The following is a 24,252-nucleotide window of genomic DNA, read 5'->3' as shown; positions in this document are numbered from 1 at the left end:
CGGACAGTCCCCCGGTCAGGCAGCTCCGGCAGCTCAGGCAGCTCCGACCTTCGGCGGATCCGCTCGTCCCGACAGCTCCCTAGGCTCGGGGCATGACCTCGACCGCGCTCCCCGCCGTGCCGCTCGGGCAGCGTGTGTGGTCCCAGACCTGGCGTGTCGCCGTCGCGGCCCTGACCGGGCTGCTCACCGCGGGGCTCGTGTGGCCGTCGATGGACACCCGCGGCTGGAGCGACCTGCACGTCGGCGCGCTGATCCTCGGCGATGTGGGAGCCGGCCTGGTGGCCCTCGTCCTCCTGCCGTTCCGGCACCGGGCACCGCTGGTGATCACGGTCGTCATCGCTGCCCTCAGTTCGGTGTCGACGTTGGCGGTCGGGGCGGCCGCGATCGCCACGGTGTCACTGGCCACCCGGCGCCGGGCCGTCGAGCTCGCCGTCGCCGGTGCGGTGCTGCTCGGTGCCACGGTGCTCTACGACGTCGTCCTGGCGCCCCAGGGCGACGCCATGCCGCTCTGGCAGATCGTGGTCGCCGGCGCCGTCGGCATCGCCCTGCTCGTCGCGATCGGCATCGGGATCGGCCAGCGCCGGGCGCTGCTGCTGTCCCTGCGCGAGCGCGCAGCCCTGCTCGAACGCGACCAGCAGCTGCGCGAGGACCGTGCCCGCGAGCAGGAACGCGCCCACATCGCCCGCGAGATGCACGACGTCCTGGGCCACCGGCTGTCCCTGGTCGCGCTGCACGCCGGTGCGCTCGAGTACCGCGGCCCGGGGCTCACCCTCGACGAGACCGTCGCGGCGGCCGGGGTCGTGCGGGCCGAGGCGCACTCCGCGCTCACCGACCTGCGCGACGTCCTCGGGGTGTTGCGCGACCCCGCGGCGAACGGTGGCGACGAGGTGACCGGCACCGCGCCTCCGCAGCCGACGCTCGTCGACCTGCCCGCCCTGCTCGACCAGGCGCGTTCCGGCGGTGCGACCGTCGGGGCGCGTGTCGACACCGACGGCACGGCGGTACCGACCGCCGTGGGGCGACACGCCTACCGGATCGTGCAGGAGTCGCTGACGAACGCCCGCAGGCACGCCCCCGGGGAGCTCGTCGACGTCGTCGTCGAGACCGTCCCCGGTCCGGCGATCCGGGTGGTGGTGTCGAACACACTGGCCGACGGACCTGCGCTCGGCGACGACTCCAGGCACACGGCCGGGCACGGCCTGCGCGGGCTCGCCGAGCGCGCCCGACTCGTCGGCGGGAGCTTCCGCGCCGGCAGCGACGACGGTCGCGTGCACGTGGTCGAGGCGGTGCTGCCGTGGACCCCGTGACCGCTCCCGTCCGCGTCGTCCTGGTCGACGACGACCAGCTCGTGCGCGTCGGACTCCGCATGGTGCTCAGCGGCGACGACGGCCTGGTGGTCGTGGGCGAAGCGGGCGACGGGCTCGAGGCCGCGGGCGTCATCGCCGAGACCGCGCCCGACGTCGTGCTCATGGACATCCGGATGCCCCGGTGCGACGGACTCGTCGCCACCGAACGAGAACTGCGCCGCCGACCAGACCTGGCCGTCCTGGTGCTGACGACCTTCGAGGGCGACGACCTCGTGCTCGGAGCGCTGCAGGCCGGCGCCCGCGGGTTCCTGCTCAAGGACACCCCGCCGCACGAACTCGTGCAGGCCGTGCGGACCGTGGCGGCCGGGCGCTCGATCCTGTCCCCCTCCGTGCTCGACCGGGTCATCGCGTTCGCGGCCGGAACCCGCTCCGGCCCGATGGCCGGTGGTCCGGGCGGCGGACCGGCCGGACGATCGGCCGGCACCGCTCCGGACGGCACCGACGCGCGCCGGCTGCTCGCCCTGCTGACCGAGCGGGAGCGGGAGGTCGCGCTCGCCGTGGCGAACGGGGCGTCCAACGCGCAGATCGCGGCCGACCTGTACGTGGGCCTGGCCACCGTGAAGACGCACGTCGGGCACGTGTACGAGAAGTTCGGCGTCGAGAACCGGGTGCAGCTCGCACTCGTCGTGCACGCGGCCCGGCGCGGGGACTCCACCGGGTGACCGGGTGACCGGGCGACCGGGTGACCGTCGGCTGAACGGTCGACGGTGGTCCCTCGGCAGGATGGGCCGATGGCCGAGACGCACGTGAAGACCTTCACCACCGCGGACGAAGCGACAGCCGAAGCCGCCGGGCTCGCCTGGCTCGCCGAGGCCGAGGACACCGGAGGCACCCGCATCGCCCGCGTGCTCGGGCGCCCGAGCCCGACCGTGCTCGACCTCGAGCTGATCTCCGACGGCTCCCCCACCGCCGCCCAGGCCGAACGGTTCGGCCGCTCCCTCGCGCACACGCACGCCGCCGGTGCCGACCACTGGGGCGCGCCGCCCGCCGGATGGACCCGCGGTGCGGCGCTGCGGATGGGGCGCTCGCGCACGCCGTTCGTCGCGACCGAGCAGGCACCGGCGACCTGGGGCGAGTTCTTCGCCGAGTACCGCATCCGCGACTTCGTCCGCCGCATCGTCGACGCCGGCGGGTTCGACCGCGCCGAGGCCGCCGTGTTCGAACGGGTCGCCGCACGCGTGCAGGACGGCACGCTCGGGTCGCCGCAGCCCGCGCTCGTCGGGGACCGACCCGCGCGCCTGCACGGCGACCTGTGGGCCGGCAACGTCCTCTGGCCGACGGACTCGTCCGAACCGACCGGCGCCGTGCTCATCGACCCGATCGCGCACGGCGGGCACGCGGAGACCGACCTGGCACTGCTCGGGCTGTTCGGGCTCCCCCGCCTCGAGACGGTGCTCGCCGCCTACGACCGGGAGTCACGGCTGGCGGACGGCTGGCAGGAGCGCGTCGACCTCCACCAGCTCGCGCCGCTGCTGCTGCACGTGTTCCTGTTCGGCGGCTCGTACACCGGCGCCGCGATCCGGGCAGCGCAGCGGTACGCCTGACCCCTCGCACCGTGCGAGGGGCGCCGCACGAACGGTGCGAGGTTCCACACTCCGTGCGACCCCGCGTGCCTCGCACCGAGCGCGGAACCTCGCACCACGGCAGACCGCCCCCTCGCACCGTGCGAGGGGGCGCACCGTGCGTCCTTAGGCCGCACACAGCCTGCGCAGTGCAGCAGTCGGGGAACGCCCCGGATGCTCATCGACATGACCACGTACCCGATACCCGTGACCGACCGACGCGATGCCGCGCGCAGTGCCGCGCGGGATCGGCGCCGCCCGCCCCTCGCCCGACTGTTCCTCGGCGAGCGCGAGGACGCCCGCTGGCTCCGGCCGGCGTTCTGGGCGCTCCTGACCGCGACCGCCGTGGTGTACCTGTGGGACCTCAGCATCTCCGGGTACGCCAACAGCTTCTACGCCGCCGCCGTGCAGGCCGGCACGAAGTCGTGGGAGGCGTTCTTCTTCGGCTCCCTCGACTCGTCGAACTTCATCACGGTCGACAAACCGCCGGCTTCGCTGTGGGTGATGGTGCTGTCCGCCCGGCTGTTCGGCTTCTCGAGCACCAGCCTGCTGCTCCCCCAGGCACTGATGGCCGTCGGTTCGGTCGCCCTGGTCTGGGGCACGGTCCGCCGCACCCTGGCCCGACTCGGCGCCACCACCGCGAACGTCGGCGCCCTGCTCGCGGGCTTCGTCGTCGCAGCGACCCCGGCGGCGGCGCTGATGTTCCGCTTCGACAACCCGGACGCCCTGCTCGTCCTGCTGATGACCGCCGGGGCGTACTGCACGGTGCGGGCACTGCCGGAGGGCAGCTGGAAATGGATCGCGCTCGCCGGGGTCGCCCTCGGCTTCGCGTTCCTGACGAAGATGCTGCAGGGCCTGCTCGTCCTGCCCGCCTTCGGCCTCGTCTACCTGTTCGCCGCCCGCACCGGCTGGGGCCGGCGTGTGGTCGGCCTGCTCGTCGCCGCCGGCTCCCTCGTGGTGTCCGCCGGCTGGTGGGTCGTCGCGGTGTGGCTCTGGCCCGCCGAGTCGCGCCCCTACATCGGCGGCTCGACGAACAACACCGTCCTCGACCTGGTGTTCGGCTACAACGGCCTCGGCCGGATCTTCGGCGGCTCGGGCAACGGCGGCGGAGGCGGCGGCATGACCGGCGGGACCGCCGGAGGCTCGTTCGGCGGCTCGACCGGTCTGAACCGCCTGTTCTCGTCGGAGATGGGGCTCGAGATCTCGTGGCTCCTGCCCGCAGCGCTCATCGCCCTGGTCGTCGGCCTGGTCGTCGTCGGCCGCCGGCACCTGGCCGATCCCGCACGCGCAGGTCTGGTCCTCTGGGGCGGTTGGCTCCTGGTCACCGGACTCGTGTTCTCGTACATGTCCGGCACGATCCACCCGTACTACACGGTCGCCCTCGCCCCGGCCATCGCCGGACTCGTCGGCACCGGCGGTGCCCTGCTCTGGCACGCACGAGCCCGGTTCGTGGGCCGCCTCGGCCTGGCTGCGATGATCGGCGTCACGGCGTTCTGGGGCTGGTGCCTGCTGAACGAGAACCCGACCTGGCTCCCGTGGCTGCGCTGGGTGATGCTCACCGGTGGGCTGCTGTCCGCAGCGCTGATCGTCATCGGCAGCGTGCCGTCGCTGCGCAGGCTCGTCACGGTCGGCGTCCTCGCCGGCACCCTGTTCGGGCTGTCCGGCACCACTGCCTACGCCCTCGCGACGACGACCGTCGCGCACTCCGGTTCGATCCCGAGCGTCGGTCCGGCGGGCAGCAGCTCCGGCGGGATGGGCGGCGGTGGTACCGGTGGCTTCCCGGGAGGCACGGGCGGACCGGGTGGGTCGACCTCCGGCTCCGACGACGGCGGCTCCGACAGCACGTCGGACACCCAGCAGGGTCCCGGCGGGACCCCGCCCGAGGGCGGGTCCGGCGAGGCGCCGGACGGCACGACCGGCGAGGTGCCGGAGGGCACCGCCGGGCAGGCACCGGGCAGTGGCCAGGACGGCACGGACGACGCGACGTCCGAGGGTGGGTCGGGGACGGGCCTCCAGGCCGGGGGTGGTGGCGAGGGTGCGTCGACCTCGTCCGCCCTGCAGGAGCTGCTCGAGGCATCCGACGCGAAGTGGGCTGCCGCGGTCAACGGATCGCAGTCGGCCGCGCAGCTCGAACTCGACACCGACACCGCCGTGATGGCGATCGGCGGCTGGTCGAGCGACCCGGCACCGACGCTCGCGCAGTTCAAGGCGTCCGTCGCCGACGGTGACATCGGGTACTACGTGTCGTCCGGCTCCGGCGGTGGCATGGGCGGCGGCTCGTCGACCGCGTCGGCGATCCAGGAGTGGGTCGCGGCGAACTACGAGTCGACGACCGTCGGCGGCCAGACCGTCTACGACCTGAGCACCACGAAGTGATCGACGACGAGGGCGCGGTGGATAGGCTCCGGGGCATGCCCGGCCCCCCGCTGCAGCGCACCGACGGCTCCCCCGTCCGCGCCCTCGTCGTCGACGACGAGCACGCCCTGGCCGAGGCCGTCTCCCTGGCGTTCGCGGGCGACGGCTGGGCCGTGCGGTCCGTGCACCGCGGGCGCGACGTGCTGTTCGCGGCCCGGGAGTTCCAGCCCGACGTGATCGTGCTCGACGTGATGCTGCCGGACATCGACGGGTTCGAGGTGCTCGAACGGCTCCGCGACGCCCGCGACGGCGTCCGGGTGCTGTTCCTCACCGCACGCGACGCCCCCGAGGACCGGCTCGCCGGGCTGACCGGCGGCGGCGACGACTACCTGACCAAGCCCTTCGGCATCGAGGAGCTGCTCGTCCGTGCGCGGATCCTGGCGCGCACCTCGGCCCGGGTCGCCGCGGCCGGGGGGAGCGCCGAGGTCGTGGTCGGGGACCTCCGGCTCGACGAGGACGCCCGCTCGGTCAGCCGTGCCGGGGAACGCATCGAGCTCACGCCGACCGAGTACGAGCTGCTGCGGCACCTGGCCCGGAACGCCAACCGGGTGCTGTCCCGCGAGCAACTGCTGGCGAGCGTCTGGGGCATGGACTTCGGCACGTCGTCGAACCTGGTGGACATGTACGTGTCGTACCTGCGGAAGAAGCTCGACGCCGGACGCGAGCCGATGCTGCAGACCGTCCGTGGGGCGGGGTACGTGCTCCGGCCGGCGACGTGAGCCGCCCCGGGCGCACCGCGCGTGTGCCGTCGCTGCGCTGGCGGATCGTGGCGGCCGTGGCCCTGCTGCTCGTGGCGACGAACGTCGTCGTGGGGGCGGTGACCGTCGTCGCGTTCCGGGGGTACCTGGTCGACCGACTGGACGCGGAGCTGTCGACGGCGGCGATGCGGACCGTCGGCGGACGGGACGGGGCCGAACCGCCGCCGGGGGCGTCCGGGCCACCGCCGGGGTCGTCGTCGTCCTCGTCGTCGGACTCCGATGATCTGCCGGATCCCGACAACGCCTTCATCGGTGCGCCGGGGCAGTCGGCGGGCACGGTCATCGCCATCGTCCGCGACGGCGACGTGGTGCTCGGTGGCTACACCGACGGTGACGGTGACCAGCGCCGTCTGACGGCGGCGCAGCAGCGGACCCTCGCAGCGGTGCAGACCGGCGGCGAGTCCGTGACGGTCGGACTCGGCGCGCTCGGCGACTACCGGGTGCAGGCGGTCGGCGACGACGGCGACGTGTTCGTCACCGCGCTCCCCCTCGGTGACCTCGACGCCGCGATCGCTCGGTTGCTGCTCGTCATCGGGGTCGTCACGGTGCTCGGGCTCGCCGTCGCCGCGTGGGCCCTCACGGTGCTCGTCCGTCGATCGCTCCGGCCGCTCGAACGGGTCGCCGCGGTGGCGTCCGGCGTGACCGCGCTCGACCTGGAACGCGGCGACCCGGACATCCCCGTCCGCGTGTCCGACTCCGACCTGCGCGCGAACCGCGAGGTCGCGCAGGTCGGCAACGCGCTGAACCGGCTGCTGGGCCACGTCGCCCGGGCGCTCACCGTCCGTCGTGACGCCGAGGCCGGCATGCGGACGTTCGTCGCCGACGCCTCGCACGAGCTGCGGACCCCGATCGCCACCGTCCGGGCGTACGCCGAGCTGTCGGAGCGGACTTCCGACCTGGACACCGTGCACCGCAACGTCGAACGGATCGGACGCGAGGCCGTCCGGATGGGCGACCTCGTCGACGAGCTGCTGCTGCTCGCACGGCTCGACGCCTCGGCCCTGGCGTCGGAGTCGCCGGCGTCGCAGGTCGTCCGCGAGCCGCTCGACCTGACGTCGCTCGTGGTCGAGGCCACCATGGACGCCCGTGCGACCGCGCCGGACCACCGGTGGACGTTGCAGATCGTGGACGACCAGCCGGTCAGCGTGGCCGGCGACGAGGTGCAGCTCCGGCGGGTGGTCACGAACCTGTTGACCAACGCCCGGACGCACACGCCGCCGGGGACGGCCGTCGTGGTGTCGTTGCAGTCGGTGCCCGGGTCGGGAGGTGCCGTCGTCCGCTTCGTCGTGGCGAACGACGGGCCGCCGATCCCCACCGAGTCCCTGGCGACCCTGTTCGACCGGTTCTCCCGGGGTGAGGCCTCGCGCTCACGGGAGCACGGCACGAGCGGCCTCGGGCTCGCGATCGTGCGGGCCGTGGTCCTGGCGCACGGCGGCGGTGTGCGGGTCGCGTCCGAGCCCGGCCGGACCGCGTTCACCGTGGACCTGCCGGCCTCGGGCGGGTCGACGGCGGACGCTTCGGGCGCTTCGGGCGCTTCGTGAGCAGGAGATGTCGGGTGCCGCGACCGCACTCGACATCTCCTGCTCACCGAACGCCGCCCGGGTCGCATACTGGTCCGAGAACGCCCGACGAGGAGGCCCCGTGACGAACGCGTACGACAAGCTCCCGGGCCGCCCGGACCCCACCGACCTGGTGGTCGAGGTCCCGGCGTTCGAGGACGACCGCCCCCAGCCCGAAGCCGCTCCGCCCGCCGCGGCGCCAGAGCTCGTGGCCGCGACCGAGTTCGCGCGCTCCTCGCACGCACCGCCGACGATCCGCCGGACGCAGATGCGGGCGGGCGCCTGGATCGCGGGCGTCCCGATCGCGGCGCTCGCGGTCGTCGCGATCGTGCAGATCCTGCTGCCCCGCTGACCGAGAGCGTCACTGATATGTAGAGTGGTACGCCGTGGGGACGCGGTGGTGACGACAGCGACGAACGGGTACCGAGAGATCTTCGTCGATGAGTCGAAGGTCAAGGACTACCTCCTCGTCGCCGTCTGCCTCGAACGCTCATCGACACGGGCCGCACGGTCGGCACTCACCGGCCTCGTCCTGCGTGGGCAGTCGCGCCTGCACATGCGGAAGGAGAGCGACGCCCGTCGCCGGCTGATCCTCAGCACGATCGCGTCCTTACCGGTGGAGGTCGCGGTCTTCCGTGCCGTCAAGGACGGGCGATCCGACACAGCACGCCGTGCTGCGTGCCTCAGACGACTCGTCGCCGCCACCGCGGTGCCCCCGCGCGTCAGCGTGTGCTTCGAACGGGACGAGACACTCATCCGCAAGGACCGACAGTGGATCGTCGAGGCGACGCGGGACTCGGGTGGCGCCCGTCTGGTCCACCGCCACGAGACGGCTGCACACGAGCCGCTCCTGGCCCTGCCGGATGCAGTCGGGTGCGCGTGGGCGAAGGGCGGCGACTGGAGACGTCGTTGTCCACCGGAGATCACCGTGATCGACGTCTGAAACGCGCAGAACCCGAGCGCCCAACCGTCCGGATGGGTCTCGGGTCCACTTCTCGAAGCTCAACGCAACGAGCACGATCACGCTATCACCGTGCCATGTCACACGCCAGGACCGGCAGACGATGGCACGGCGATCCGGCGTCGTCCGGATCGTCAGACGATCGACCAACGTCGAGCCCCAGCGCGTGCATCCGCGTGGGAGCGCACGCAGGCTGGGTCCTGTCCGAGCAAGACGACCCGAACGGGTCACCACTGCAGAGATGGGAAACACGATCATGAACTCGTTCAAGCGCACGTCCGTGAAGCTCCTCGCCGGCACCGCACTCGGTGGCGCCGTCATCGCCGGGGCGTTCGTCGCAGCCCCCGCGCAGGCCGCCGAGCCCGCACCGCCCAGCACCTCGTCGTCCGTCGGCGGCAGCGTCAACGTCAACCTCGACCCGGTCGCGATCGTCAACGCGATCAAGGACGCCGTCAACGACCAGAGTGATCGCGGCGGCGCCGTGCAGGCGGCACTCGACGTCGGCTACTGGAACGCCGGCAATCCCGACCGCCTCACCGTCGCGGTGGTCAACAAGAACCAGGACATCACCGTCGAGGGCGACGTCGCGGACGCCCAGTCGATCGACATCAAGGGTGGCAACTACGTCATCTACTGGTTCAAGGGCCCCGGCAAGATCACCAACAACGGTGACGGCGGCTGGCTGAACTGGGGTGCGTTCGGCACCATCGAACGCATCGACAACGTCATCCACGTCAACGGCGGCTGACCACCCCGTTCGTCGGCGACGCCCCCTGGGACCTCGGTCCCCGGGGGCGTCCCCGTGTGCGGTCGACCTCAGGGAGCGTCGTCGTCCGTCCGCGCCGCGTCGATCGCCGACGGCCGATTGCGCGCAGCGAGCCTGAGGTCGCGCCGGGACCGGATCCAGCCCCGGACGAAGGCGACCGACACCAGCGCCGTCCGGTTCGGCGCGTTCCAGGACTTCATGAGCCGGCCGAGGTGCCAGGCGACGGCCTGCCGGCTGTAGGCGGTCTCCTTGGCGATCGCGTCGTTCGAGAGCCCGCGGGCGGCGAGCGCCAGCATCCGTTCCTCGGTCTCGTCCAGGCCGGGCGCCGACGCCACCAGGTCGATGTCGTCGGCGCCGAGTGCTGCCGTCGCGTCCCCCGACGCCCCTCCCCGCTGCTGCGCCCAGGCCTCCGCCCAGCACGAGCCGAGTTCGTGTGCCACGAGTGATGCCCGGCTCATCGCGAGCATCGTCCGTCCGGCGTGGTCGATCGTCGTCGCGTGCTCGCGGGTGGCCGTGTGCATGACGAGGGCGAAGACACGGATCGCGGGCAGGGCGCCGCGGAGCACGACCGAGACGTCGACCTGCGGGTCGTCGGCGCTGGCGGCTGCGACCTCGCGGAGCCGCACCAGGCACTCCTGGTCGAGTGGCTCCCCACGCTCGACCGCGCGCAGTGCCGCCGGGAGCACGAGCGGGACGATCTGCTCGTACCGACGCCGGAGCCAGTCGTGCCCGTCGGGTCGGATGCCGTGCAACGGTGGCGCGAGCAGCAGCTCCGTGAACTCCGGGCACCGCTCGTCGAGCGCCAGGCCCAGCCGCTCCCCGGGGAGCAGCACGGCCGTCCGTCGTGCCTCGTCGCGCTCGGTCGTCATCGTGCGTCGACGGTATCCGGACGACAGGTGTCGTGTCCGCTGCGTTCACGTGGTGTTCGTTCTTACCCGGGGCACAGCGCCCTGCCTCGGCCCCCGTAGCCCCGCTGCCGAGCATGAGCGGCATGACGGAGACGAACCAGCCCCTCGACATCGACATCGTCGTCCCCTGCTACAACGAGCAGGACACGCTCGCCGCCCACGTGCGACGGCTCCACACCTTCTGCCGGACGTCGTTGCACCACTCGTGGCGGATCACGATCGCGGACAACGCCTCGACCGACGACACCGCCCGGATCGCCGACGACCTCGCCGCGATGCTCCCCGGCGTCCACGCGGTGCACCTGCCCGAGAAGGGCCGGGGCCGCGCACTCAAGGAGGTCTGGGCGGCATCGCCGGCGACCGTGCTCGTCTACGTGGACGAGGACCTGTCCACCGACCTCGCCGCGCTCGACCCCCTCGTGGCACCCCTGCTGTCGGGGCACTCGGACCTGGCGATCGGCACCCGGCTGGCAGGTTCGTCGCGCGTGGTGCGCGGCAGCAAGCGGGAGTTCATCTCGCGCTCGTACAACCTGCTGCTCCGGACGACGATGGGGGTGTCGTTCTCGGATGCGCAGTGCGGGTTCAAGGCGGTCACGAAGGCCGCTGCCGACCACCTGCTGCCGTTGTGCGAGGACGACGCCTGGTTCTTCGACACCGAGCTGCTCGTGCTGGCCGAGCACGCGGGACTCCGCATCCACGAGGTCCCCGTCGACTGGGTCGACGACGTCAACTCCTCGGTGCACATCGCGTCGACCGCGACCGAGGACCTGAAGGGCATGTGGCGGGTGTCGAGGAACATCGCCACCGGGCGGGTGCCGATCAGCACGGTCTACACGGCGATCGGTCGGCAGCCGTTCAGCCCACCGAGCGTGGGGTTCCTCGGGCAGGTCCTGCGGTTCGGGGCGATCGGGGTGCTCTCGACCCTGGCGTTCGCCGCCCTGTACGCCCTGTTCCGGCCGGCGATCGGTGCCCAGACCGCGGACTTCCTCGCACTGCTGGTCACGGCGATCGGCAACACCGCTCTGAACCGACGGTTCACGTTCGGGGTGCGAGGCCGTGCGGGAGCGGGTCGGCACCACGTGCAGGGCCTGGTCGTGTTCGGCGTCGCCTGGGCGATCACGTCGGGGTCGCTGGTGGTGCTGCACGCGTCGGTACCGGGCGCTTCGCACGGTGCGGAGATCGCGGTGCTGACGGCGGCCAACCTGGTGGCGACCGGCGTGCGGTTCGTGTTGTTCAAGGCGTGGGTGTTCCGTGCTCGCCGGCGCCCGGAGCTCATCCGCCCCGGCACCACCCCGGCGGCCGACGCCAGCACGGCGGTCACCGAACCGATCGCGACCGCCGAACGCACCGGTGACCGCGCCGCCTGACACCGCGAGCAGCACGGCAGCGACCCGCCGCGCCGCCCATCCGGTGCGAGGTCGTCCGCTCCGTGCGGCGCTGCGGCCTCGCACCGAGCGATCACCCTCGCACCACCGCGAGAACGCCGCACGGTGCGCCACACCACCCGTGTTGCACGGTCGGTATACCAAGCCGTAGCATCGCCGTACCGCACCACCACCCCACAGGGCCCGACTGCCACCATCGGTCTGCCCGCGGCGAGCGCTCCATCGATGCAGCCCGCGCCGTCCGCTGCCGGCAACGCCCCACTGGACCCGCACGTGAACCCCACCTCTTTCGGTCTCTACGACCCTGCCCGCGAATCGAGCGATTGCGGCGTCGGTTTCATCACCCGTCTCGACGGGACGCCGAGCCACGACGTCATCCGCAAGGGCGACGAAGCGCTGTGCTCCATCCCGCACCGCGGCGGCAAGTCCGCCGAGGGTGTCGGTGACGGCGCGGGCGTCAGCATCGACCTGTCGGTGGAGTTCTTCAGCGCCATCACCGGCGAGCAGCTGCGCGCCGGGCACTTCGGCGTCGCGAACTGCTTCGTGCCGAGCGGCGCCGGCCCGGCCGCGGACGCCGAGCGCGCGCGTGCGCAGCAGACCGTCACGGACGCCATCGAGCAGCAGGGCTTCGAGCTCCTGCTCGTCCGCGACGTCCCGGTGGACCACTCCGTCGCGCGCCCCGAGGCCGAGCAGTACCAGCTGCCGATCGTGCAGTGGGTCTTCCGTGCACCGTCCGACTGGGACCGCACCGAGGTCGACGCCGCCGCGAACCGCGCCCTGCTCGCGATCGAGGCGGTCTCCTACGCGCAGGCCGCCGCCGAGCGTGCCGAGCACGCCGGCCTGTACCCGCTCTCGCTCAGCGCCCGGACCCAGATCCTGAAGGGCCGGCTGAACTCGGGTGAGGTGATCGGGTACTTCACCGACCTCCGCGACCCCCGGCACTCGGTCCGGACGCTGTACTTCCACACCCGGTTCTCGACGAACACCGAGCCGCACCCGACGATGGCGCAGCCGTTCCGCCTGATGGCGCACAACGGCGAGCTGAACACCGACCGGAAGAACCGGCTGTCGGACGAGGCGCTCGCGCGGGCCCGCACCCGGAGCATCGTGCGTCCGCCCGGGCAGTCGGACTCGAGCCGACTCGACCAGACCCTGCAGAGCCGCGTGTTCGACGACGGGCTCGAGATCATCGAGGCCGTGGTCTCGCTCATGCCGCCGGCGTGGGAGAACGACCGCACCCTGACCCCGGACGTCCGGGACATGCTCGAGTACTTCTCGCTGTACGAGGAGAAGAACGACGGCCCCGCCGCCGTGATCTTCAGCGACGGCGACGTCGTCGGCGCCCGCCTGGACCGCCTGGGCCTGCGGCCGCTGCGCACCGTCGAGACGGCCGAGTACCTGATGGTGTCGTCCGAGGCCGGCCAGGTCGAGTTCGACGCCGACGAGGTCGTCCACCGCGGCCGCATCGAGGCCGGCGGCATGCTCGTCGTCGACCACCGCACCGGCACCCGCATGCGCACGGGCGAGGTGCTGCACATGCTCGCGGCCCGCCGTGACTACGGCGCCCTGCTCGACGCCGCCCGCGTGAACCTGGACGACGTGCCCGCTCCGGACTACGAGCGCACGACGTCCACCCTGGGCTACGACGGCGACCTGTCGCTCGCGGGTCGGTACGTGGCGTACTCGTTGAACCAGGAGAGCTTCCGGTTCATGCTCGACCCGATGCTGCAGAACGGGTCGGAGCGCATCTCGGCGATGGGATACGGCAACGCGATCAACGCCCTGAGCGACACCGAGGGCGGCATGGCGAAGTACTTCTCGCAGCGATTCGCCCAGGTGACGAACCCGCCGCTCGACTCGATCCGCGAGGCCGACGGGATGTCGATGCGCGTCGCGCTCGGCGCGAAGCCGGACGGCACGGGCACCACGGGGCGTCAGCTCGTCGTGCAGTCCCCGATCCTCGGGCACCTCGACATGGTGCGGCTGCGCGAGCAGGACATCGTGCCGCTCGAACGTTTCGACATGCTCTACGTGCCGGTGCCCGACGACGAGCAGGCCAACGCCGACGCGGTGCGCGGCGCGCTGGACGCGCTGTGCGACGCGATCGAGGCGTTCGCTGCGCGCGGTGGGGGGATCGCGGTCGTGACCGACCGCGAGGTGTCGTCGACCCGTGCGCCCCTCCCCGTGATCCTGGCCGTGGCCGCCGTCAACCAGCGGCTCATCGAGACCGGTCTGCGCCTGCGGGTGTCCGTCGTCGCGGAGAGCGGTCAGCTGCCATCGTCACACCACGTCGCGACCGCGCTGGGCTTCGGTGCCGCCGCTGTGTACAGCTTGAGCGCTCGGCTGCGTGCGGAGGAGAAGTACCCCGCCGCACCCGCGCCCGCCGGCGAGCTGACCGCAACCGACCTGGCACTGAAGCAGTTCCGCAAGGCCGCCGAGAAGGCCCTGGCGAAGACCATGGGCCGTGTCGGCCTGTGCACCGCCGAGAGCTACATCGGTGGCGAGTTCTTCGAGCCGAACTACCTCGACACCGGCGACGACGTGCTCGCGCGGATCTTCCCGCACATGCAGGCACCGGTCGGCGGCGTCGGTTTCGCGCGCATCGCCCAGGCGGCGACGGACTGGCACGAGCGTGCCCGCTCGGTGGCGTCCGAGGGCCAGGTCCCGCTGCTCGGGCTGTTCAAGGAACGCTCCGACGGCGCCGGCCACTCGTTCGGCGTCGCGAGCGTCCGCGGGTTCGGCGGCATGACCGAGGAGCGCCCGGCCTTCGAGCGCTCCGGCGACTCGGACGCGCTGCGCCTGCTCACGCTCGGCCAGCTCGACGACTCGTTCGGCATCACCGACGCCGCGTACCGGAACACCGGGTACGACCGACTGAGCGATGCCGAGATCGACGCGCACCGCATCACGCCGGGGTACGTCACGTTCCTGCAGACGACCCACGACGAGCGGTCCCGCCGTCCCGCCGCGCTCCGCGACGTGCTCGCGCTGCCCGCGGACGTCACCGGGATCGACACGGCCGAGGACTTCGCCCGCGAGCTCGGCCGCTTCTCGACGAGCGGCAACGCCAGCGTCACCGTGCGCGGGCTCTCCGGCTCGCGTCCGTCGGACGACCAGGACCTGCCGGGAGGCACGGAGCGGTTCCGGCTGGAGCTCACGTCGACGGGGTCCACGGGTGCACTGCGCCACGCGGCACTGGCGGACGGCCTCGCGCTGCTCCACCCGGGGCAGATCGACGTCGACGCCGTCGACGACACCGGGGTGACGCTCCGCGCCACCGGTGCGGCCGTCGCCCTGCTCGCGCTGCTGCAGAGCGCCCCGGCGAGCGTCGGGCTCGACGAGGTGCAGCCGGCCCACGAGATCACCCGGACCCTGGCGTCCGGCGCGATGAGCCACGGTGCGCTCGTCGCCACCGCCCACGAGGCCGTCGCGCACGGCACGAACATGGTCGGCGGCATGTCGAACAGCGGTGAGGGCGGCGAGCACCACTCCCGGTACGGCACCATCCGCGGCTCGCGCATCAAGCAGTTCGCCTCGGGCCGCTTCGGTATCTGGGCCGGCTACCTCGCCGACCCCATGCTCGAGGAGCTCGAGATCAAGATCGGCCAGGGCGCGAAGCCCGGCGAGGGTGGCCAGCTGCCCGCACCCAAGGTCACGGTGGACATCGCCGCGGCCCGTGGTGGCACGCCCGGCGTCGAGCTGATCTCGCCGCCGCCACACCACGACACGTACTCGATCGAGGACCTCGCGCAGCTCATCCACGACTGCAAGGCCGCTCGTGTCCGGGTGATCGTGAAGCTCGTCTCGTCCGAGGGCATCGGCACGATCGCGGTCGGCGTCGCGAAGGCCGGGGCCGACGTGATCAACGTCGCGGGCAACACCGGCGGCACCGGCGCCGCGGCGGTCACCAGCCTGAAGTACGCCGGCCGCTCCGCGGAGATCGGCGTCGCGGAGGTGCACCAGGCCCTGGTCGCGAACGGCCTGCGCCAGAAGGTCACGCTCCGCTGCTCGGGTGCGCACCAGACCGGCAGCGACGTGGTCACGAGCGCCCTGCTCGGCGGCGACAGCTTCGAGTTCGGCACGACCGCGCTCATGATGCTCGGCTGCGTGATGGCGAAGAACTGCAACGTGAAGTGCCCGGCGGGCCTGACCACGAACGCCGAGGCGTTCGAGGGCGACCCCCGCGCGCTCGCGCAGTACCTGCTCAACATCGCCCACGACGTGCGGCAGATCCTGGCCCGTCTCGGCCTGCGCTCCCTGCGCGAGGCGCGCGGCCGGACCGACCTGCTGCAGCTCCTGGACCACCCGGCCAGCGTGGGCCGGCTCGACGCCCGAGCCCTGCTCGCCCAGGTGCCCGAGAAGATCGTCGCGGACCCGGAGTACCTGGAGAAGGACTTCCACACCGACGACGCCCTGCTCGAGCGCGTCCGCACCGCGCTCGTCGACCACGCGCAGGAGCACGTACTCGTGCACGGCGTGCTGCTCGGCAACGCCGACAAGTCGGTCGGCGGCCAGCTCGGCATCGACCTCGAGCGCCTGCTCAACCACGAGCTCGGCGCCGAGGACGTCCAGGGCCTGCCCGCCGTGACGACGGACGACCGCGGACGCCGCCGGCTGGTGGACGGCGCGGTCACGATCCGCACGCAGGGCTCGGCAGGGCAGTCCTACGGCGTCTTCAACAACGACGGCGTCGTGCTCGAGCACACCGGCACCGCGAACGACGGCGTCGGCAAGAGCCAGAGCGGCGGACGGATCATCGTCCGCGCCCCCGGTGGCGGCAGCGCCGAACCGAGCGGCAACGTGCTGGTCGGCAACTTCGCGCTGTTCGGGGCGACCGGTGGACGCACCTTCGTCGAGGGCGAAGCCGGTGACCGGTTCGCCGTCCGCAACTCCGGTGCGACCGCCGTCGTCGAGGGCGTGGGCGACTTCGGCTGCGAGTACATGACCGGTGGCGCCGTCTTCAACCTCGGCGCGTTCGGCAAGGGCCTCGGCAACGGCATGTCCGGGGGGTTCCTGTACCAGTACGACCCGTCCGGCCAGGTCGCCGAGCGTGCCAGCACGGATTCGCTCCTGGTGTTCCCCGTCACCGACACCGAGCGCGGTGCCTTCCACGAGTCCGCCGCACGCCTGCTGCTCGAGTGGCACCTCGAGGCGACCGGTTCGGCCCTGGCCGAGCGGCTGCTCGCCGAGTGGGACACCGCCCGAGCGCACGTGTACGTCGGCATGCCGCGTGCCCTGCTGCTCACGCAGGACGCCGGCGAGATCCTCGCGGCGGCGACCAGGCCCGACCTCCTCGACGAGCTCGCGACCTCGATCGCCACCGACAAGCTCCGCGCGTTCAAGCTCGACTACCGCGACCAGCGCGCGGTGCTCGACGGCCGTGCCCCGGCGCTCGGCGACCAGGGCGAGGACATGTTCTCGCTGCTGTCGTCGTACACGGTGCTCGGGGTCGCCCAGGACGTCGCCCTCGAGCGCGTCCCGGGTGCGCTCGGTGCCGCCGACCCGCGGGTCGCCGAGGCCGTCAAGAACCTCGTGCTCACCGAGGACTTCTCCGTCAAGCAGCGCGTCGTGAAGTACCTGCGCGGCACGCTCGACCGGTTCGCCGACGACCAGCTCGCGACCCTCATCGCGATCAAGCGGCTCGACGACTACAAGCGCGCGCTCACGCAGCGGAACAACCGCAGCATGGACGCGCCGGGCACCACGGGGTGGATCATGCACCAGAACGCCAAGAACGACGGTCGCGTCCGCGAGGCCCGCTTCGACGAGCTGCTCGCCACCGCGGCGCTCGAGGACATCGCCCGCCGTGCACCGCAGGCGCCGACCGAGGCGGTGACCGCGTGAGCCTGCTCCCCCCGACCGGGTCGCTGATCCCCGTCGACGCACCGTTCTCGGCCGCCCAGGAGTCCTGGCTCGCCGGGTTCATCGCGGGCATCGCCGCCGCCGGCAAGAAGGTCGCAACCGGCGCGCCCACGACGACGATCGACGTGCTCTTCGGCACCCAGACCGGCAACGCCGAGTTCCTGGCCGACGAGCTCGTCGCCGGCGCGAAGGCCCGCGGACTCGGCGGTCGTGCCAGTGCGCTCGACGCCGTCACCCCCGAGCAGCTGGCCGAGATGTCGCACGTGCTCGTCGTCACCTCGACCTACGGCGAGGGCGAGATGCCCGACAATGCCGGGCTGTTCTGGGACGCCGTCCAGGCGAGCACCGTGCCGCGGCTCGAGGGGCTGCAGTACGCCGTCCTCGGACTCGGCGACACGAGCTACGACGAGTTCTGCCAGGCCGGCAAGCTCCTCGACACCCGGTTCGAGCAGCTCGGCGCGACCCGCATCCACGACCGTGTCGACTGCGACGTCGACTTCGAGGACCCGGCCGCACTGTGGACCGCGGCGGTCCTCGACCGCCTCGCCGCCGAGGCCGGCGCGACGGCTGCACCCGGCGCGACCCCGGGCGGTGGTGCCGGCGACGGTGCCGGCGCGACCGGCGGGGCGGGCGCGAGCCGTGCCTCCCGGCCGGGGTCGCGGTGGAACAAGCGCAACCCGTACCCGTCGCGCCTGGTCGAGAACCGGCTGCTCTCCTCGCCGCGCAGCGCGAAGGAGATCCGGCACTACGAGTTCGACCTCGGCGACTCGGGCATCGAGTACGCGGCCGGCGACGCCCTGGCGGTCGTGCCGGTGAACGACGAGGTCTTCGTGGCCGACCTGCTCGAGCAGGTCGGCGCGAACGGCGGCGAGGCGTTCGACGGCCGGCCGATCACCGAGGTCCTGCGGACCGACCGTGAGATCCGGACGCCCTCGAAGGACCTGATCGCCGACCTGGTGCAGCGCGCGCCGTCGAGCGAGCTCGCGGCCGTCGTGGCGCACGGCGACAAGCACGAGCTGGACCGCTGGCTCTGGGGACGCGACGTCCTCGACCTGCTCCGCGGCGCCGGTCCGGCCGCCCCGGGACTCGACGAGCTGCTGCCGAACCTGCGGCCGCTGCAGGCGCGGCAGTACTCGATCTCGTCGAGCCCGCTGGCGCACCCGGACCGCATCCACCTGACCATCGCGTCGGTGCGCTACGGCGACCCGCACCGGATGTACGCCGGCGTCGCGTCGACGTTCCTGGCCGACCGGGTCGACCCGGACGGCACCGTCGACGTCTACCTGCAGCCGAACGCGTCGTTCGGGGTGCCGGCGGACGAGTCGGCCCCGATGATCATGATCGGACCGGGCACGGGGGTCGCGCCGTTCCGCGGGTTCCTGCACGAGCGCGCGGTGTCCGGCGCGACGGGGCGCAACTGGCTGTTCTTCGGCGACCAGCACCGGGACACCGACTTCGTGTACCAGGACGAGCTCACCGAGCTGCAGGAGCAGGGTGTGCTCGACCGCCTCGACCTGGCGTTCTCGCGCGACCAGGCCGAGAAGGTCTACGTGCAGACGCGGATGCTCGAGCGCTCGGCGGAGCTGTTCGCCTGGCTCGAGGACGGCGCCCACGTGTACGTGTGCGGCGACGCCTCACGCATGGCGAAGGACGTCGAGGCCGCACTGCTCCAGGTCATCCGGACCGGACGCGGGCGCGGCGAGGACGACGCGCAGGCCTACCTGGCGGACATGCGTCGCGCGAAGCGGTACGTGCGCGACGTCTACTGAGCCGCACACGGCGTGCGGCCCGCGTGACGGCGGAGCCCCGTGCGGGTGCGACCGCCGATCTGCACGCAGACCTGATGAGTCCGCCCCGGCCACGGAACCCGAATCCGATGGCCGGGGCAGTCCCGGAGGAGCGCCGGTCGATGGGGGCGGACCGGCGGGCCCTGCAGCGTGACGCACGCGTCGTCGACGCACAGCGTCGGTGATGCGTGCAGCGAGTCCCCTGATCCGGGACTCGCGTCCCTCGCGATTCTCGGCGACCGGTGGTTGGTCGGCACCGGACTCGCTGTGCGTCACGGACTGTTCGGGTCCCCCTCCTGCCGCGGACTCTGTCAACACCGGAGCCCGAGCAGACCGGTGCGGGGGACGACAGCCGACCGCGGTACGGAAACGGTACGACGGTGGAGAGTCCGAGCGGAACCCGTTGACCGGGATCAGCGCACGTGCTAGTGCGCCGGGATCAGCGCGCAGTGCTCCCGCTCGGTGTCCCCGAGGCGTCGTCCGCGTCGCCGGGCGCCACCGCCCGCGACCACGCGGAGTCGGCCGCCGTGCTGGTGTCCTGCGGCTCCGGGGTCAGCACGAGCCCGGATCCCGAGGTGGCCGAGGCGTAGAGGTCCTCGAGCCAGCTGCGGTTGATCGACGGCACCCGGCTGCCGGTGAACTTGAAGTGCAGGCTCACGTTGGGGTTCAGCCAGATCGTGCTGCGACCGTTGCCGTGGACGACGTCGTCCTTCCACGAGAACGCGAAGCGGTGATCGCGCCGGAGCATGTTGACGATGACGATCTGCAGGTGCGTGAGCGCGCGGTCGTCGATCCGCAGGTCGAGCGGTCGGCCGTCGTAGATGAGCTGCCCCATGGCTCCTTCTACTCCTGTGTTCCGGTGTGCGCGAGACCGGACGCCCAGTTCGTGATGGTGCGGTCGAACCAGACGGCGTCGACGTTGCGCTCCCAGGCGTGCTCGGCGGGTTCGCTGACCGCCAGTGTGACCGTGCCGGGGTGGGCGTCGGCGAACTCCTGACTGGCCGAGAACGGCACCGTGGTGTCCCCGGTGGAGTGGATGAGCAGGGTCGGGGGCAGCCGCCGCGGCGCACGCAACCAGGACAGCTCGCGCACGTCGACCGGCGAGCGCAGCCCCACCAGCCGGCAGAGGACCGGCGTCGCCATCGCCCCGAGGGCAGCGCCCACCACGGGGCCCGGCAGCCCCGCGCGACGGGCCTGGGACCGGACGGTGACGGCCCAGTCCAGTGCCGGGGCGACGAGCACGATCCCGGCCACGCGGTCGCGGTGCGCCGAACGGGCGAGGAGCTCGTGCGTGATCGTCGCGCCCATCGACCACCCCACGATGACGAGCCGTTCGGCCCCGTTCGCGACGGCGTGGTCGAGCGCCACCTCGACGTCCGCCCACTCGCGCGTGCCGAGGTGCGAGGCCCGGCCCTCCCACGGGGCCTCGCCGTCGCCGCGGAACGACGGGACGACCGAGGTCCAGCCGAGCTCGAGCGCCGCGGGGACGGTCCGGAGCGCGGTGACCCGGGTCGTCCGGATCCCGTGCACGTGGACGGCCCAGGTCCGGGCGGCCGCAGGGTCGGCACCCTGCGCAGCCCCGCGGTCCGGGCGTGCAGCACCGTCCGGCCCGGGCCGCACCACCCACGCGGGCGCCGGCCCCACCGGCGTCGGCAGCGACACCTCGGACCAGTCGACGTCCATCGCCGCCGGGTCCGGGTACACGTGCCCGCTCCACCGCACCCGCGATGACACCGCGCCGGTCGTCCGCACCACGGCCCGGCGCACGAACCCGGCGGCTTCGTCGACCTCGAGCACCGGCCCGACGGTGGTGTGCCCCGGGCCGTCGTGCCACAGCCCGTACTCCCCCGGCCGCACGGTGTCGTCGGTGATCGGCAGCCGCACGGAGTCCGCGTCGGACTCGATCACGGGCGTCCACCGATGGCCACCCGGCAGCACGATCCTGCCGACGACCTTCCGCAGGACGACCAGGACCGCCAGGAACACCGCCGCCAGCACCACGAGCGCTCCGAGCACCCACCACACGATCGTCACGCCGTCATCCTCCGAGGTTCCGGGTCAGGGTCCGTTCCGCCGACCGCACCTGCGCGAGTTCGGCGTCGTCGAGGGTCCGTCCCTGCACCTCGGCGTCGCGGATCGCGATGACCAGGTCGTAGGTCCGGGCCTGCGGGTCCCCCGGCCGCTCGACCGCCCGCACCGCGTGCCGACGGGCGATGCGGCGCAGGCGTCGGTGGTGCCCGCGGTGGCGCAGGTCACGGCCCCACCGCCGGAACGTCAGCGAGGCCATCGCCACGACGATGAGCACGATGCCGAGGTAGAACGGCGGGTCGAAGGCCAGGCGCAGTCCGTCCCGCACCCCGGCCGGGAAGAGTCCGAAGTGGTCGGCGGTGAGCGAGACGACCTCGTCGACGCTCGCCACGACGACCAGGGCGAGCCCGACGCGGAACACCACGAGCGCCACCGGGTTCTGCAGCACGCCGCGGCGCAGTGTCGTCGCGGCGATCAGTCCCACGCCCACCATGTACACGGTCGCGTAGAGCCACATCGGGGTCTGTTCGATCTCGCGCACGATGAAGTGGAAGTCGGTCCCGCCACGCTCCTCGACCAGCAGGAACGGCACCGTGAACGCCACGACCACGAGGAGCAGCGCCACCGGCCGTGCCAGCAGTGGGCGCTCCGGCAGGTCGTCCGTGCTCGCGCGCAGCATCAGCCAGAACGCGACGGTCGCGCAGACGTTCTGCACCAGGTTGATGAGGTTCGAGCCGCCCAGGGCACCGTCGAGCGCCGGCTGCGGCACGACGCTGCCGAGGGTCAGGAGCCCGAGCGCCCCGACGCCGGTGGCGCCCCAGGCAGCCCGACCACGGGGGTTCCGCAGCACGTACGGCGTGCGGGCGAGGAAGATCAGCGCCGCGAACCAGAAGGCCGCGGCGTGCAGGACGGCCATCAGCCGTAGGCCCGCTCGTCCGCGCCCGTGGCCCCGGCGAGCAGGACCGTTGCGAGCTCGTAGGCGAACCGTTCGGCGAAGTGCTCGTCGTCGTCGGAGATGCTCACGAGCCCGGAGTCGGCGTCGAGCGCGCGACGGCAGACGTGGCCCCCGGCGGCGAACTCGGCGACGGACGACCGGGTCGGTGTGCCGACGTCGCCGTGCACCAGGTGCCCGAGCTCGTGCAGCACGCAGTGCATGCGGTAGAGCGGCGGTGCGCCGGCCGGCACGAGCACCAGGTTCTCGTGCTCGAACTGCGACACGAGCGCGGTGAGCGGACCCCAACTCGGCCCGTCGACGTCGACGACGCGCGTGGGCTTGCCGACCATCCGACCGACGCCGCTCACCACGTCGGACAGCTGCGGTGCACGAGGCAGGGTGGCCACGAGGGCACGGACGGCACCGGACGCACCCAGCTGCTCCGCCATCGCCCCTCCGATCTCCGCGGCAAGACTACCGGCAGGTCCCCCTTGCGGACGAGACCGGCCGGACGTAACCTACAACCAAATGGTTGTACGAATCGAACTGTCCGACGCCGAGGTCGACCGGGTGTTCCACGCACTGGCCGACGCGACCCGTCGTGACATCGTCCGGCGCACGCTCGTCGGGTCGTCGTCCGTCAGCGAGCTCGCGGACGCCTACTCGATGTCGTTCGCCGCCGTCCAGAAGCACGTCGCCGTCCTCGAAGGAGCCGGACTCGTGAGCAAGGAGGCCCGCGGCCGCACCCGCATCGTGCGCGCCGAGCCGGAGCAGCTCGACCGGGTCCGTGCCCTCCTCGACGCCTACGGCCGCCTCTGGCACCGCCGGATGGACCGTCTGGGCGACCTGCTCGACGGCGACGCGTCCGGACGCCCAACACCAGACGACACCTGACGACACCAGGAGCGATGATGCCCACCACGTCCGTCCACACCGATCCCGACACCCGCTCGATGACCCTCGTCGCCGAGTTCCCCGTCCCCGTCGAACGCCTCTGGGCCGCCTTCGCCGACCCGCGCCAGCTCGAGCGGTTCTGGGGACCGCCCGGGTTCCCCGCGACCTTCACGACGTTCGACCTGCGCCCCGGTGGCCGCGCCGACTACCGGATGACGTCTCCGCAGGGCGAGCGGTTCCACGCCGTCTGGCAGGTCACCGAGGTCGACGAGCACCGTCGCATCGTCTTCCGCGACCTGTTCACCGATCCGGAGGGCACGGTCGACGAGTCGCTCCCCACCAGCGAGACCGTGTTGTCGTTCGGGCCGGCGGGCGACGGCTCGCGGGTCACCGTGGTGTCCTCGTTCGCCTCGACCGCCGACCTCGACGCGATGCTCGAGATGGGCATGCTCGAGGGCTACCGGCAGGCGTTCGGCCAGCTCGACCGGGTGCTCGCCGACCTGCGCGAGTGGGCCCTCGGTGCGGGCACCGAGACCGAGGTCCTCGACGACACCCACGTCCGGATCACCCGGGCGTTCGCGGCGCCACGGCACCTGCTCTGGCGGGCGCACACCGAGCCCGAACTGGTGCGCCGGTGGCTGCTCGGACCCGACGGGTGGGAGATGACGGTGTACGAGAACGACCTGACCCCGGGCGGCGCGTTCCGGCAGGCCTGGGCGCCGACGGGTGACACCGAGGGCGAGCCCTTCGGGTTCGAGGGCGAGAACCTCGTCGTGGAACCGGAACGCCGGATCGTGTCGACCGAACGCATGACCGGGGCGCCCTTCCCGCCGAACACGAACGACCTGCAGTTCGACGAGGCCGACGGCGTCACGCTCATGACCCTGCTCGTCACCTACCCGGACCGCCAGCAGCGGGACGCGGTCCTCGCGACCGGCATGACGGAGGGCATGGAGGCCAGCTACCGGCGGCTGGAACGCGAGGTCCTGTCCGCAGCGTGACCAGTGGACGGACAGGAGGCCCGTGGCGGCGCCGCCACGGGCCTCCCGTCCGTCCCGGTATCCGG

19 protein-coding genes are annotated in these 24,252 nt (G+C 72.6%); 14 read left to right on the top strand and 5 right to left on the bottom strand.

Translation table 11 applies throughout. The features are described 5' to 3' along the window. The first annotated feature begins 92 nt into the window (after nucleotides 1-92). From Q9R26_RS00760 to Q9R26_RS00720, 9 genes are all read left to right on the top strand, one after another. Entirely contained in the window at nucleotides 93-1,307 is a 1,215-nt protein-coding gene (locus Q9R26_RS00760; RefSeq protein ID WP_311226277.1) for a histidine kinase, read from the top strand. Further along, nucleotides 1,295-2,029, top strand: coding sequence for a response regulator transcription factor (locus tag Q9R26_RS00755; RefSeq protein WP_311226276.1), 735 nt, complete (start codon nucleotides 1,295-1,297; stop codon nucleotides 2,027-2,029). The genes Q9R26_RS00760 and Q9R26_RS00755 overlap by 13 nt, the downstream gene beginning before the upstream one ends. 69 nt (nucleotides 2,030-2,098) lie before the next feature. Beyond that, entirely contained in the window at nucleotides 2,099-2,911 is an 813-nt protein-coding gene (locus Q9R26_RS00750; protein ID WP_311226275.1) for a fructosamine kinase family protein, read from the top strand. A 204-nt stretch (nucleotides 2,912-3,115) separates the two neighbouring features. Continuing rightward, nucleotides 3,116-5,305 carry a glycosyltransferase family 39 protein gene (locus tag Q9R26_RS00745; RefSeq protein ID WP_311226274.1) on the top strand — a complete coding sequence of 730 codons (2,190 nt, stop codon included), beginning with the start codon at nucleotides 3,116-3,118 and terminating at the stop codon, nucleotides 5,303-5,305. 35 nt (nucleotides 5,306-5,340) lie between these two features. Next, the gene (locus Q9R26_RS00740) at nucleotides 5,341-6,063 is read left to right on the top strand and encodes a response regulator transcription factor (RefSeq protein ID WP_280634950.1); all 723 of its coding nucleotides are present in this window, start codon (nucleotides 5,341-5,343) and stop codon (nucleotides 6,061-6,063) included. Further along, a complete protein-coding gene (locus tag Q9R26_RS00735; RefSeq protein ID WP_311226273.1) occupies nucleotides 6,060-7,643 on the top strand; it encodes a HAMP domain-containing sensor histidine kinase in 1,584 nt (527 codons plus the stop codon). The genes Q9R26_RS00740 and Q9R26_RS00735 overlap by 4 nt, the downstream gene beginning before the upstream one ends. Before the next feature lie 100 nt (nucleotides 7,644-7,743). Then, nucleotides 7,744-8,013, top strand: a complete 270-nt coding sequence (locus Q9R26_RS00730) for a hypothetical protein (protein ID WP_259580202.1) — start codon at nucleotides 7,744-7,746, stop codon at nucleotides 8,011-8,013. Nucleotides 8,014-8,061: 48 nt separating this feature from the next. Continuing rightward, nucleotides 8,062-8,604: a hypothetical protein gene (locus Q9R26_RS00725; protein WP_311226272.1), complete on the top strand. Its 543-nt coding sequence runs from the start codon at nucleotides 8,062-8,064 to the stop codon at nucleotides 8,602-8,604. A gap of 259 nt (nucleotides 8,605-8,863) precedes the next feature. Further along, nucleotides 8,864-9,370, top strand: a complete 507-nt coding sequence (locus Q9R26_RS00720; RefSeq protein ID WP_247737636.1) for a hypothetical protein — start codon at nucleotides 8,864-8,866, stop codon at nucleotides 9,368-9,370. 68 nt (nucleotides 9,371-9,438) lie between these two features. Here Q9R26_RS00720 and Q9R26_RS00715 read toward each other — a convergent pair whose 3' ends face one another. Then, the gene (locus Q9R26_RS00715; RefSeq protein WP_311226271.1) at nucleotides 9,439-10,257 is read right to left on the bottom strand and encodes a helix-turn-helix transcriptional regulator; all 819 of its coding nucleotides are present in this window, start codon (nucleotides 10,255-10,257) and stop codon (nucleotides 9,439-9,441) included. Nucleotides 10,258-10,370: 113 nt separating this feature from the next. Between Q9R26_RS00715 and Q9R26_RS00710 the strand changes: the two genes are divergently transcribed. The 3 genes from Q9R26_RS00710 to Q9R26_RS00700 all read left to right on the top strand — a co-directional run bounded on the left by Q9R26_RS00710 (nucleotide 10,371) and on the right by Q9R26_RS00700 (nucleotide 19,312). After that, entirely contained in the window at nucleotides 10,371-11,663 is a 1,293-nt protein-coding gene (locus Q9R26_RS00710; RefSeq protein WP_259580204.1) for a bifunctional glycosyltransferase family 2/GtrA family protein, read from the top strand. A 291-nt stretch (nucleotides 11,664-11,954) separates the two neighbouring features. Beyond that, nucleotides 11,955-17,525, top strand: coding sequence for a glutamate synthase-related protein (locus tag Q9R26_RS00705; protein ID WP_311226270.1), 5,571 nt, complete (start codon nucleotides 11,955-11,957; stop codon nucleotides 17,523-17,525). Continuing rightward, nucleotides 17,522-19,312 carry a sulfite reductase subunit alpha gene (locus Q9R26_RS00700; RefSeq protein WP_311226269.1) on the top strand — a complete coding sequence of 597 codons (1,791 nt, stop codon included), beginning with the start codon at nucleotides 17,522-17,524 and terminating at the stop codon, nucleotides 19,310-19,312. Before Q9R26_RS00705 ends, Q9R26_RS00700 begins: the two co-directional genes overlap by 4 nt. Before the next feature lie 457 nt (nucleotides 19,313-19,769). Here the strand turns inward: Q9R26_RS00700 and Q9R26_RS00695 are convergent, their stop codons facing one another. Genes Q9R26_RS00695 through Q9R26_RS00680 form a run of 4 tightly spaced genes read right to left on the bottom strand, consistent with a single transcriptional unit; the run spans nucleotide 19,770 to nucleotide 22,741 of the window. Beyond that, nucleotides 19,770-20,165: an ATP-dependent DNA ligase gene (locus Q9R26_RS00695; RefSeq protein WP_182065146.1), complete on the bottom strand. Its 396-nt coding sequence runs from the start codon at nucleotides 20,163-20,165 to the stop codon at nucleotides 19,770-19,772. A gap of 8 nt (nucleotides 20,166-20,173) precedes the next feature. Continuing rightward, complete coding sequence (locus tag Q9R26_RS00690) at nucleotides 20,174-21,364, bottom strand: alpha/beta fold hydrolase (protein WP_311226268.1); 1,191 nt, start codon at nucleotides 21,362-21,364, stop codon at nucleotides 20,174-20,176. Nucleotides 21,365-21,368: 4 nt separating this feature from the next. After that, nucleotides 21,369-22,274 carry a hypothetical protein gene (locus Q9R26_RS00685; protein ID WP_311226267.1) on the bottom strand — a complete coding sequence of 302 codons (906 nt, stop codon included), beginning with the start codon at nucleotides 22,272-22,274 and terminating at the stop codon, nucleotides 21,369-21,371. Next, nucleotides 22,274-22,741 carry a hypothetical protein gene (locus tag Q9R26_RS00680; protein WP_182065149.1) on the bottom strand — a complete coding sequence of 156 codons (468 nt, stop codon included), beginning with the start codon at nucleotides 22,739-22,741 and terminating at the stop codon, nucleotides 22,274-22,276. Before Q9R26_RS00680 ends, Q9R26_RS00685 begins: the two co-directional genes overlap by 1 nt. Nucleotides 22,742-22,820: 79 nt before the next feature. On the opposite strand from Q9R26_RS00680, the gene Q9R26_RS00675 reads away from it, so the two are divergent. Then, nucleotides 22,821-23,186 (top strand): helix-turn-helix transcriptional regulator, encoded by a 366-nt coding sequence (locus tag Q9R26_RS00675; RefSeq protein WP_259580206.1) that lies wholly within the window; start codon nucleotides 22,821-22,823, stop codon nucleotides 23,184-23,186. 17 nt (nucleotides 23,187-23,203) lie between these two features. Next, a complete protein-coding gene (locus tag Q9R26_RS00670; protein ID WP_311226266.1) occupies nucleotides 23,204-24,187 on the top strand; it encodes an SRPBCC family protein in 984 nt (327 codons plus the stop codon). Nucleotides 24,188-24,252: the final 65 nt, after the last annotated feature.

This window comes from Curtobacterium sp. BRB10 (assembly GCF_031844325.1).
GTDB classification, from domain to species: Bacteria; Actinomycetota; Actinomycetes; order Actinomycetales; family Microbacteriaceae; genus Curtobacterium; species Curtobacterium poinsettiae_A.
This window is presented reverse-complemented; position numbering and strand designations above follow the sequence as displayed.